The sequence below is a fragment of the Paenibacillus tengchongensis genome (assembly GCF_008973665.1).
GTDB classification, from domain to species: domain Bacteria; phylum Bacillota; class Bacilli; order Paenibacillales; family Paenibacillaceae; genus Paenibacillus_AQ; species Paenibacillus_AQ tengchongensis.
This window is the reverse complement of record NZ_WACP01000004.1, coordinates 437,097-449,452: the sequence shown is the minus strand read 5'-3', so window position 1 is coordinate 449,452 and position 12,356 is coordinate 437,097. Positions and strand designations below refer to the sequence as shown.

Here is a 12,356-nt window from a genome sequence, read left to right as displayed (position 1 = left end):
TACTGTCGCTTCTTGCTCCGCCTCTGACTGCTTCTTCTGCGCTTCGCGTTCCTTCTCCGTGCGGACCTGCTCGATCTCGCCTTTCTTCTGCTGAACCGCCGCCCCGGCTTGCTGCTTATAATCTCCTTCGGCTGCATCCAGCTCGCTCCGCCATTCACCCCGCAGCTTGTTGATCTCCGCTTTGGCGCCGGACTGCTCCTTGATCTGCTGATCCTCGGCCTCCTGCTCGGCCTGGCGGATTTGCGTATCGCTTTCGGTCTTGGAGAGCTGGACCTTGTCGTCATACTTCTGTTTCTCGGCACCGTATTCGGCCTGCTTCTCGCCAAACCGCTTGTTCATTTCCGGGGCCAGCGCCTTGTTCATATTCGCCGCCATACCGCCCGGCAGCTCCAGCGCAGGAACCGCTTTGCCTGACGGAGCAGCGCTTCCCTTCAGCGCCTTGGCGGACTTCAGGCGCCCGCCGTCCGGTTCGGGATAAATGTCTTCCTCCCCGAACGGAACACCGATCTGCTGCTGCTCAGCCTGCTTCGCGGCAGCCACCTCCTGCCCAGCCTCCTGGTTAAATCCGGCCAGCTGGTTAGGATCGGCCTCCCCGTCCATGCGGATGGCTGCCCGCTGCCCGGAGGCCGCGCGGATCTCGCCCAGAATGGCCTCGGGGTTGTCCCCGGAGCCGCCGGAGCGGATATTCATGCCGGATGACAAGCCCGCCGCAGCCGAACCGCCGGAGCGTTCGCTCTTGAAGCCTGCTGCGGCTTTATGCACCGGCGCCGCCTTTTTCTTCCGGGCCTTCAAGGCCCGGCCCTTCAGCCCGGTCGGCACAGGAACGGCGGGCAGACCCTGCTGCGCCTTACGCGCCTGCTTCGACATCGCCTCGCCCGAAGCCTGGGAAGCTTGCGCATAGGCTTCGCCCATCTGGGTCGGCGGCACCTTGGACAGCTGCTCCAGAATCTGTCCCGGGTCTTCGGCCCGGATGTTTACCTTCCTTGCCTTGGCCGATGCTTCTTTCTCCCCGGCCATTCCGCCAAGCAGATCGCCGAGCGACGGCTCCTTGGCGGCAACCGCCTCCTTCTCACCGCCGGCCGTCTCTTCCTTCGGCTTGGCTTTGGCCGGCCTGGCTTCGCCTTGTTCCCCGCCGGATACACGCTTGCCCGCTTCTGCCGCGGGCTCCTCCTGGCCTTCCTTTGGCTTGGCCTTATCGCCTGCAGGCTCAGCCGCCTCCGCTTGACGTTCATCTTCAGCTTCGGCCTGCGCCTGGCGTTCACCCTCAGCTTCCGCCTTCGCTTGCGGCTTCTCCTGCCTGGCCGCCTGTCCCTGCGGGCTGGTCTTCACCATCCCTTTGGCAGGGGCCTTGGCAGCAGCCAGCTGCTTATCGCGGTCTTCGGCAAGCTTAGATTCTCCCGCTGCTGCTCCGGAAGCCGGCTGTTTTATAGCCGCCTGAGTTTGCTGCACCCGGGCAGGCATCGTTTCCTTCTCCTCTTGCACCCGGGCAGGCATCTCTTCCTTCTCCTCCGGCACCTGCGCGAGAACGGCCTGGCCACGCCCCTGCTCGTTATCCGGCGCTTTGCCTGGCGGCTCTGCCCGATTCCCCTGCTGCTCCTTCGTCCGGTCAGCGGACAGCTGTCCCAGCACTTCTGCGGCTGCCCGCCGCCCAATAGCCCGCTGCAGCAGGGCCATCTCTTCCTTCGTCAATGACCCCGGATTGCGCCGGGCCCGGCGCAGCACCTCCACCGGGTCCGGCCCGCGTACAGCCGCCGGCTTCACCGGCTCCAGCGGCTTCTGATATAGAATCTGCCGGGCGGGAGCCTTATCCTTCTCCTTGCCCACACTAGCGTTGGTCTGCAAATTACATCCCCCTTTTGCCAAAAATGGATTCTACTGATTAAGTAAAATAAGAGGGGGGGTTCACAGCCGGGGAAGGAAGATTGGCACAGATTTATTGCCGGACCAACGTTTCGGAGCAACACAAAATAGCCCCATAAAATAGGGCTTAGTATGATGATCACGCAGGCACCTTGCAGGGGCCTGATATATACTTGCTTCCATGTCAAAAAAGCCGCCCCAAGGGCGGCATTGCATTCCAGCTATAAAATGGTCTTCACCAGATTTTAAGCAAAAGGCGGGCTACCCGGCCAGCATTTTCAACAGCAATCCGGCTGCCGCAATGAACAGTCCGGCGCTGCTGATGACCGTACCGGTCAGCCAGCGCTGGTTCTCTCCCTGACGGACCTTCAGCCTGGACAGCTCATCCCGCATCTCATCCATCCGCAGATGTGCGGATTTGCTGCTCTGCATGGCTTCAAGGGCAATGTCCCGTGCGGTGTTCATAATATCTAGCTTGGTCTCGACGCGGGTTAGCCGCTGCAGTATCTCATTCATGTCGTCTGCCATTTAAAGTACCCCCGGAAGTGGAGCTGGTATAGATGAAGCTCCGGACGCCGGCCCGGTATAGACAGGCCGGACGCCCGGATATGATGCTGTTACGTTTAAGGTTCAATGCCTGCTACCAGATTTCCGGAGGCGTATATGGTTATTTTATTGGTATCCGTGTAATCTGTAGCTGTAGCGTTGAAGGAATAATCGTTCGTTTGCGTATAAGATGACAGACCGGTCTTCCAGAAGGTGCTTTGAATCTGGAGCTTTTCCCCCGCCTTTAGCGTTCCTGCCCCGCTGCCGAAGCTGATCTCCAGATAATAATCGCTGCCCGTCTTGCCTGCAGTCTTCTGGAAACTGCCTGACACATGCGACAGAACGCTGCGGGAGCTGGAGGAACCGGACACACGGGCGTAGTCAAACAGATAGCCCTGGCTTCTCTCTCCGTCAATCGTGTAGTAATACCGGATCTTCACATTCGAGAGCTGGATATCGCTGCTTCCCGAATTCTCGATGGAGATCCGCGGTCCAATAACGTTAGAGGTTGCCGATCGGGTACTGTTGTATGATTGCACCTTGATCATTTGGGTGACGGTGACATATTGCACTGCCGTCGCGGTATTGCCGTTCACATCCGTAACGGTCCAGATAACCGGCGTTTTACCGACCGGGAAGCCGTCAGCCGGAGCATTATTCGTGATCTTGAATCCGAAAATATCCGTGGCGCTTGCCTGCCCGATATTCACCGGCGTCTTGACGCCCGTAGCTATGACAGAGATATCCGCAGGGATCTTGAGCACCGGCTTCGTCTTATCTACTACCGTAATTTTCTGTTCACCAGTGATCATGTTGCCGTTGGCATCCGTTGCGGTCCACAGGACCGTGGTGGTGCCGAGCTCGTAGACCGCCGGGGCATTGGAGGTCACGGTTACCGGATAGATATCCGTCGCAGTGGCTGTACCAATCACCACCGGCGTCTTCAAGGCCGTAGCTTCCACCGTCTTGTCCTCCGGCAGCTTCAGCACCGGCTTCGTCTTGTCGGTTACCGTAATCTTTTGTTCACCAGTAATGATATTGCCATTGGCATCCTTCGCGGTCCACAGGACTGTCGTCGTGCCCAGCTCATAGGCTTCCGGGGCATTCGAGCTCACGGTTACCGGATAAATATCCGTCGCTGTGGCTGTACCAATTGCCACCGGTGTCTTCAAGGCAGTAGCTTCCACCGTCTTGTCTTCCGGCAGCTTCAGCACCGGCTTGGTCGTATCTACTACTGTAATCTTCTGCTCGCCGGTAATCGTATTGCCGTTGGCATCCGTCGCGGTCCACAGGACCGTCGTTGTGCCCAGCTCATACGCTTCCGGGGCATTCGAGCTCACCATCACCGGATAGATATCCGTCGATGTGGCCGAACCAATCTCGACTGGTGTCTTCAACGCCGTAGCTTCCACCGTCTTGTCTTCCGGCAGCGTCAACTTCGGCTTCGTCGTATCTACTACTGTAATCTTCTGCTCACCGGTAATGAGGTTGCCGTTCGCATCCGTCGCGGTCCACAGGACCGTCGTTGTGCCCAGCTCATACGCTTCCGGGGCATTCGAACTCACCGTCACCGGATAGATATCCGTCGCTGTGGCCGAACCAATCTCGACTGGTGTCTTCAAGGCTGTAGCTTCCACCGTCTTGTCTTCCGGCAGCGTCAACTTCGGCTTCGTCGTATCTACTACTGTAATCTTCTGCTCACCGGTAATGAGGTTGCCGTTGGCATCCTTCGCCGTCCACAGGACTGTCGTCGTGCCCAGCTCATAGGCTTCCGGGGCATTCGAGCTCACGGTTACCGGATAAATATCCGTCGCTGTGGCTGTACCAATTGCCACCGGTGTCTTCAAGGCAGTAGCTTCCACCGTCTTGTCTTCCGGCAGCTTCATCACCGGCTTGGTCGTATCTACTACAGTAATCTTCTGCTCACCGGTTATCGTATTGCCGTTGGCATCCTTCGCCGTCCACAGGACTGTCGTCGTGCCCAGCTCATAAGCTTCCGGTGAATCCGAGCTCACCGTCACCGGATAAATATCCGTCGCTGTGGCTGTACCGATGTCAACTGGTGTCTTCAACGCCGTAGCTTCCAGCAGGATATCTGCAGGCACTTTTAACACCGGCTTCGTCGTATCCTTGATGTTCACGGTCACAATACCCGTAATTTCGTTGCCGCTGGTATCCACAGCCGTCCAGATGACTTTGGTTGTGCCTAATGCAAAACGGGCTGTAATATGGCCTTCCGCTGTAATTGGACTCTGCGGATCGAATCCGGGAGCATTTGCCGTAAGGATAACCGGGAAGATGTCAGCAACAACCGGCACTTCCAGATCCACGGGGGTCTCTAAGCCTGTCGCTTCCAGCTCGACGGCCAGAGAGCCCTTGAATGACATCGCCGGCTTGGTAGAGTCCTCCACCGTAACCTTCTGCACCGCCGTGGTTTCGTTTCCGCTGGTATCCTTTATGGTCCAGAGCACTTCGGTCGTACCCAGGGGATAATCCGCAGGCGCATTGGAGGTGACGGTCACCGGGAAGATATCTGTTCCTTTTGCCACACCAGTCTCAACCGGAGTCCGCACTGCCGACGCTTCAGCATGAATGTCTTCAGGGATTTGGATGCCGGGCTTGGTCGTATCGACCACCGTTACCCGTTGCTTGGCTGTCTTTTCGTTGCCGTTCGCATCCGTGGCTGTCCAGGTAACTTCTGTTGTACCCAGCGGATAGTCCGCCGGCGCATCCGTTGTAACGGTTACAGGGAAGATATCTGCCGCTTCCGCCTGGCCGATATTTACAACTGTCCGCACCGCCGAGGCCTCGACCGTGATGTCGCCGGGTGCCTTCAGTTCAGGCTTAACCGTATCTACCACTGTAATATACTGAACAACCATCACTTGATTGCCGCTGGAATCCGTGGCCGTCCAATGTACCAGAGTCTTTCCTACAGGAAACAGTGCAGTAACTTCTTCTCCGCCAAACAGCGGTTCAATATCGATATATTCCGGCGCATCAGTGCCGATAACTACCGGGAAGATATCCTGCGGAACCGGAACCTTCAATTTCACCGGCGTCTTGATGGCCGCCGCTTCCACCGTCAGATCAGCAGGTGGGGCCAGCACTGGCTTCGTTGTATCCGTCACCTTAATTTTCTGCACCGCCGTCTTCGTATTGCCGCTGGTATCCTTAATGGTCCAGAGCACTTCGGTTGTCCCCAGCGGATAATCTGCAGGCGCGTTTGAGGTGAGGGTTACCGGAAAAATATCGCTTCCCTTTGCCTTCCCGATGTCCACCGGCGTCCGCACCGCCGTTGCCTCAACCGCAAGATCGGCAGGCACCTCTAATTCCGGCAACGTTGTATCCAGTACCGTAATTTTCTGCACAGCGGTTGTTGCATTGCCGCTTGAATCCTTGGCTGTCCAGGTGACTTCTGTTGTGCCGAGCGGATAATCGGCAGGTGCATCCGAGGTAACGGTTACGGCAAAGATATCCGTCCCTTCTGCTTGCCCAATGGCCACAGGTGTTCTTACTGCCGTAGCTTCCACCGAAATATCTCCGGGTACCTTAAGCTCAGGCCGGGTGGTATCCATGATCGTAACCTTCTGTACCACAGAGGAGAGGTTGCCGTTCTCATCCTTAACCTTCCAGGTTACCGGTGTGGTCCCGAGCGGATAAGCCGCCGGGGCATTGCTGCTGATCTCCGCGATGCGGAATATATCCGTCACCGCCGGAGCCTGCAGGTCAACCGGAGTTTCCTTTGCACTGGCTTCCAGCTTCAATTCCGCCGGAGGCGCAATGACCGGCCCGGTCGTATCTACTACTGTTATCGTTTGCGTGCCGGTAGTGATATTTCCGTGCTTATCCACCGCCTTCCAGGTGACAAAGGTGTTGCCGAGCGTATACGCCGCCGGGGCATTGCTGGTGATGGTCACCGGGAAAAGGTCGGTGGCTGTCGCTTTACCGATGTCGATTGGCGTATTTACCGCCGTTGCCTCCTTGCGGATATCACCAGGCACCTGCAGCACCGGAGCAGTGCTGTCGATAACTTTCACTTCCTGCTTGCCAGTTGCCATTCTGCCATTGGCGTCCGTTGCGGTCCAGGTAACCATTGTAATGCCGACCGGATAATCCGCAGGGGCATCGCTGGTTACCTTCACCGGGAAGATATCTGTGGCCGTAGCCTGCCCGATCTCCACCCTGGTCCGGTCACCGGTCGCTTCTGCCTGGGCCGCCGCAGGCACCTCAAGCTTAGGATCTGTCGTATCGGTCACGGTGACCTTCTGGAGATCGATGGCCACATTGCCGCTGGCATCCTTCGCCATCCACTTCACTTCGGTAAGTCCTACCGGGAAATCCTGCGGAGCATCGTTTGTAATCTTGACTTCGAACAGATCCGATGCCTGCGCCTGCCCAAGCGCCACAATCGAGCGCACGGCTGTCGCTTCCACGGTTACATCTCCCGGCGCTTCAAGCAGCGGGCTCGTTGTATCGACAACCAGAACCTTTTGCATACCCTTGGTCGTATTGCCGTTCGCATCTGTGATCGTCCAATGTACCACCGTCTCCCCGAGCGGATAATCCGCCGGCGCATCATTCTCCACGGTTACCGGGAAAATTTCCGAAATAACCGGCTTGCCGAGCTCAACGGGAGTGCGGACTCCGGTTGCTTCCACCGTTTTATCTCCGGGCAGGGTAACCAGCGGGGCCGTCGTGTCCACCACACGGATTTCCTGTTTGCCGGTTGATGTATTGCCATGTTCATCCGTGGCCGTCCAGGTGACTGTCGTATTCCCTACGCCAAAAGCCTTCGGCGCGTTATGGGTTACCGTAACCTTGAAGATATCGGTAGCCTGCGCTGCGCCTAAATCCACAGGTGTCTCAATACCTGTAGCTTCTACGGTTTTATTATCCGGCACGGCAAGTACCGGAGCGGTCTTGTCTGTAACCGTAATCTTTTGCACTTTCTGCGTCACATTGCCGTTCTCATCCTTGGCCGTCCAGACCACCTCGGTCGTGCCGACCGGATAATCCGCCAGCGCATTGTTCGACAAGAGAACCTCGAAGATATCCTTAGCCGAGCCCTTGCCGATATCCAGCTGCATCCGTTTTGCTGTCGCTTCCATAGTAATGTCCTGCGGGATGGTCAGCTCAGGTTTGGTGGTATCGGTAATTGTAACGATCTGCTCCGCCAGCGTGACATTTCCGTTTGCATCCTCCGCTCTCCAAACCACCTTAGTGGTTCCGACCGGATAGTCCGCAGGTGCATTATTCGTTACCGTTACCTTGAAAATATCACTGGCCGCCGCCTTTCCAATATCCACCGCAGTCCGTCTGGCTGTTGCTTCAGTGGTAATATCGGCCGGTGCGTTCAGCTGCGGTTTTGTCCGGTCGGCAATGATTACGTTTTGCTTCGCTGTAATCTCATTGCCATTAGCATCCGTAGCCGTCCAGATCACTTCGGTCGTGCCTACAGGAAAAGTCTTCGGCGCATTGTTCTGCACAATGACCGGGAAAATATCGGTCGCCGAAGCGCCGCTTAACACAACCGGCGTCAGCTCAGCCGCAGCTTCCACCACCACATCGCCCTGCACGGTAAGCACAGGCTTGGTCGTATCCTTTACCGTTATTTTCTGTACCTGTGAGGACTTGAGGCCAACCGGATCGACAGCCGTCCATTTGACGGTGGTTACGCCGATCGGATAATCGGCTGGGGCATCGTTCGTAATCACGACGTCCGGAACCGACACATCCTGTACCGTCGCTTGACCGGCCGCAACAGGCGTACGGACTGCCGTAGCCTCTACGGTAATGTCCTGCGGAACCGTAAGCACCGGAATCGTCTTGTCGATCTTGATCTCCGTCCGTTTGGCCGGCGTCTCGTTGCCGGCTGCATCCACCGCCCAATAGGTTAGCGGGATTATGCCCTCCGCAGTAACTTCGAACGATGTCTCTGCTCCCTGAATGACCTTCTCTGCGCTTGAGCCAAGAATGTAATGGAGCTCTTTCACGCCGGAGCTTCCGTCCGTCGCCCGGAGCAGGACCGTCACATTTCCGCTGTTCCAGCCGGCCGCATTCGGCTCGGGGCTGAGCAGCCCTGACATGACCGGTCCGGTCTTATCGATCTGCACAGTCAGCGTACGTGCAGCTTCCGCATTTCCGGTCTTATCAACCGCCCAATAGCTTACGGTGATTTTGCCTTCCGTATCAAGCTGCGTTTCGGCCGTATTCCCGGCAACCTTGACCGCCTCTTGATCACCGAGCTTATAGTAGATGGAATCCACCCCTGAGAGGTGATCCTCCGACAAGAAGTGCAGCGTTACCTTCTCGCGGTTCCAGCCTTCCGTCTGGCCGTTTGACAGTGAAGCCGCCGTGACGGGTGCGCTTTTATCGATATGGATCGGGCCAAACATAATGGTCGAAACATGCTTGGGATCATTATCGCTTGCCGCTGCACTGTCCACCGCTTTGCCGGTTGCGGTCTGGCCCGCACCTTCGGCAGTGAATGTCTGGTCCGAAGTCAGCGATCTGATGGCCGACAATGTGTCGGCCGCTGTGTAGTGTACCTTTACGGTACGATTCGTCCAGGTCCCTGCAATATAGGGCTCGTTATTGTCAGTGACCGCACTCGCGCTGATAGTCGGCGGCGTCGTATCCAGCAGGTTCGAGCCGACCGTTCCCACCTCTACCTTGAAGGTCACCGGAGGCAAGCCGGTAACACTGGCTGTAACGTCCAGCGTCCGGATCACCCCTGTCGTTCTGGAGTAGAGCTGGAAGCCCTCGCCGGCGTAAGTGGCATAAGTATTCGCCGCAGAGGCATAGCCGTTGGCGTCGGTCAGCACGGTAATACCGCTGCTGTTCAGTCCCCGCATGACCGCAGTCACCGTGCTGTCTTCCGTAACCTGGAAGGTAACGGGAATGCCGGACAGCGGGTTACCTGCAAGGTCTCTAACGCTTACCCGCTGCGGCAGCATGAAGCCGCGGCCGCCGGGAATGACCGTTGAGGCCTGGTCCAGCTTGATCTGCTGCAGAACCGGCGATTCCGCCTTCAGGGCTCCTTCCACCGCACTCACAGCGGCGCTCATAGCATTCTTGCCCAGCAGGAGCGGGCCATGATGAAGCACGACACCCAATGTGTCATCGCCGTAAACCGAACCGTATACGGATTCATAGACGGATTCGAAATCAGGATCAGCGTAAACGGAGCCGCTGACCGTTCCTCTCGCCGCTTCTGCCCCCAACTCCGGCTCATAGACGGCATCTGCCACTGCGCTTACGTTCTGATCAAGCAGCCCCGCCGTTCCAGGATTCTCGGAGCCTAGCACAACCCCGGGAGCGATTACCATAACTAACACCAGTAAACAGAGCCATTTGACGAGTAAACCAGGTCTTTTTTGCCTCAGCTGTTCCGTTGTCTTCTTCGACTGTTTCATTATGCATCCCCTAACTTTTTTAGTGTTGCCGGCAGCATGAATGAGGGGCCGCCGGCTCTTCCTTCACTCAAAAAGGGAAGAAAACGCAGGATTATACAACTAAATCTGCCGGTTAACCGAAATTTTTGAATTCCCCCCGGCTCCGCCGGACCTGTATTCGACAATAGCTAGGCATTTTTCACATAATATATGGAATCCAAAGTATTATCTTTACAACTTTAAGAAGTTTCATATCAAAGGTGTCAATTTATGTCTGTATTGGTTGTGTAAACTATGGAATTTCTTCCTTGTTATATGAGAAGACAAATATTAGGGAAGTGTTGGGCAAAAGAATTTGGGAACATGGGGGATTTGAAATGATGACCTGTGATGAGGAACTAGTGGAGACCTGCAGAAAACTTTTAAAACGCTCAGCCTGGAGAATACAGTACAAGACCCGTATTCAACAGCTCCGGGAAAGCCGGCCCATTTATGACAATCAGGTGTATGACGCAAGCTTTGAGAGCATGGTTATATCGGAAATGTTCGTAGATGAAATGCTGCAGAAAATCCCGTGGGAGAAATGCCGTTACATTATCAAACGGACCATTATTGATGGCCTGGCCGAGAAAGAGGTCGCTCGCGAGTTAAACATGACTCAACAGGGGGTAAGCAAATGGAAACGCAAGGGATTGGACATATTGAAGGAACAACTGGACACTTCACTGAAACTGTAAAAAAAGCGCAGAACGGGGATATGAATTCCATGGAGGATATTATCATGCTGTTCTCGGGGGAAATCGAATACTTGTCCAAGTTCATTATGCTTCCCAGAGAGGAAGCCATCCAGACTTTAAAAACCGAACTAATCAATATCGTCTATCAGAACTTATAGAAGCCCGAACAAAGAATACACATGTAAAAGTTGCATTTATAGATTTATTGCATTGCCTCGTAGACCGTTATTTTATTAACCACAACAATAACTAATGAAACAGGCATCCCCCACCGTCTTAATGGCAATCGGGATGCCTTTCATATTTATCACAGGCCTGTTATTTCATCGACCCTTCCGTCAGATCCTTCCGTCCGCCCAAACCTGTACCTCTATGTAGCGTTCCGGTCCCCCGGTCCCGTCCTTGTTCCACTCCTGCGGAAGGCCATATTTAGCGATGAGCTGTAAAATTTCCGTATATGTATACAGTTGGCCGCGGTATTCACGCTGATCCTGCACCCTTGGGCTGAACGTAGGAAACATGTCTCCATAAGTAAAAGACAGCGTATCCGGAGGAAAGTCGGAGATATGCATCCGGACAAAAGCCGGCTCTTTATACCAGCTGCTGAGCCACTCACAGGGTCCGAGCACCATATAATGGGGTACCGTCCGCTGCGGCTTGCCGCCTTTGGCCAAGAACAGGCTGCGGGCCATGGCTTCAAGCTCCCGTCTCCGTTCCATATATCCTTCCGTCCGCTGTGCCGCCATAACATCCCCGCTTTGCCTGATGCTCTCCAGCACCCGGGACGCCTCCTCCGGTTCAAGCTCCGATAAATTCCGGAACGGACCTCTGCTCCGCTCATAATAATGGTACAAATACACTGCCGGACCGCTCATCATTGGCTCTCCTTTCCCGTTCACTGCAAACTCCTGAACTTACAAAATCATTGGAATTTTCACATTTGTGTTACCCATATCATTGACTTATCAAAAAAACTATGAAAAACAAGTATATATACCTAGTTCTATAGACTTACTTTACCATATATTTCAGTGTTAATTGATTCGTTTGCATGATATAATCTCTTAGTCCAAGAATTAATCAATCCCCCTAACGTTACGGGTTTACAGGAGAGGGAGATCACCATGAACAGTCATATCAAAATTGTAAAAGTTTCTGCGGCAATTGAAAAGGATGAATTCGACCTGTCGGTTACCCACTGGAAACTGCTCCTGGAGACTAACCGGTACTATGAAATCAAGCCCGAAAGCGGGCCGGTCAAACGCATCTATAAAGAGAAACTGAACACGATTGTCGAAGAGACCAAATCTTATGCCGACGGCTTCCTGTCGTGCTCGGCTTTTTGCGATGAAACGCGGATCAACGAAATCCAGCTGGAGATTTTGCGGAAGCTTCAGCTCAAGATCAACGCATATATGGACGCATTATCTTTAAACCAGAAGGCTATTGAGCAGCAGAAGCTTCTGCCCAGGGAAGACCGGGAACAATAAGAAGCGGATTTCGGCACAAAAAACAAACCGGGAAGGCTGCAGCAATCTCAGCCCTCCCGGTTTTTTGCTGCGTTTTCTTACAGCAGCCCGGCATTTCTTACGGCATGCTCCCAGCTGGGGAAATAATACAAGGCGCTGCGCATCAGCTCCGGGTCGCTTTTTTTAACCGATTTCTTATTCAGGCCGCCACCCGAATGCAGCTGCTTGATCCGGGAAATCACTTCGTCCGAGCTCAAGGATATCTCCACGTAAGCTACCTCCTTCCGTGCTTGTTATCCACTATTTATCTCCAGTGCGCTAGATTCCATACTCGGTAAAAAGAAATA

The 12,356-nt window shown here is 54.9% G+C and carries 7 protein-coding genes and 1 pseudogene; 3 read left to right on the top strand and 5 right to left on the bottom strand.

The features are described from left to right. The 3 genes and pseudogenes from F1381_RS09705 to F1381_RS09695 form a co-directional block, all read right to left on the bottom strand. Positions 1-1,842, bottom strand: a pseudogene (locus F1381_RS09705) (HNH endonuclease); the annotation flags it as partial. A gap of 279 nt (positions 1,843-2,121) precedes the next feature. Then, positions 2,122-2,388 (bottom strand): hemolysin XhlA, encoded by a 267-nt coding sequence (locus tag F1381_RS28195; RefSeq protein WP_187355271.1) that lies wholly within the window; start codon positions 2,386-2,388, stop codon positions 2,122-2,124. A gap of 95 nt (positions 2,389-2,483) precedes the next feature. Beyond that, positions 2,484-9,824 carry an HYR domain-containing protein gene (locus tag F1381_RS09695; RefSeq protein WP_151734618.1) on the bottom strand — a complete coding sequence of 2,447 codons (7,341 nt, stop codon included), beginning with the start codon at positions 9,822-9,824 and terminating at the stop codon, positions 2,484-2,486. Between the two features lie 320 nt (positions 9,825-10,144). On the opposite strand from F1381_RS09695, the gene F1381_RS09690 reads away from it, so the two are divergent. Both F1381_RS09690 and F1381_RS28785 read left to right on the top strand, forming a co-directional pair. Beyond that, positions 10,145-10,540: a sigma-70 RNA polymerase sigma factor region 4 domain-containing protein gene (locus F1381_RS09690; protein ID WP_246187969.1), complete on the top strand. Its 396-nt coding sequence runs from the start codon at positions 10,145-10,147 to the stop codon at positions 10,538-10,540. Between the two features lie 29 nt (positions 10,541-10,569). Beyond that, complete coding sequence (locus F1381_RS28785) at positions 10,570-10,698, top strand: hypothetical protein (protein ID WP_246187968.1); 129 nt, start codon at positions 10,570-10,572, stop codon at positions 10,696-10,698. A 180-nt stretch (positions 10,699-10,878) separates the two neighbouring features. On the opposite strand, the gene F1381_RS09680 is transcribed toward F1381_RS28785, so the two are convergent. Continuing rightward, positions 10,879-11,415 (bottom strand): hypothetical protein, encoded by a 537-nt coding sequence (locus tag F1381_RS09680; RefSeq protein WP_222850428.1) that lies wholly within the window; start codon positions 11,413-11,415, stop codon positions 10,879-10,881. 249 nt (positions 11,416-11,664) lie between these two features. Here F1381_RS09680 and F1381_RS09675 point away from each other — a divergent pair, with 249 nt between their 5' ends. Further along, complete coding sequence (locus tag F1381_RS09675) at positions 11,665-12,030, top strand: hypothetical protein (RefSeq protein ID WP_151734615.1); 366 nt, start codon at positions 11,665-11,667, stop codon at positions 12,028-12,030. 77 nt (positions 12,031-12,107) lie between these two features. Here the strand turns inward: F1381_RS09675 and F1381_RS28190 are convergent, their stop codons facing one another. Then, the gene (locus F1381_RS28190) at positions 12,108-12,278 is read right to left on the bottom strand and encodes a hypothetical protein (protein WP_187355270.1); all 171 of its coding nucleotides are present in this window, start codon (positions 12,276-12,278) and stop codon (positions 12,108-12,110) included. Positions 12,279-12,356 lie beyond the last annotated feature (78 nt).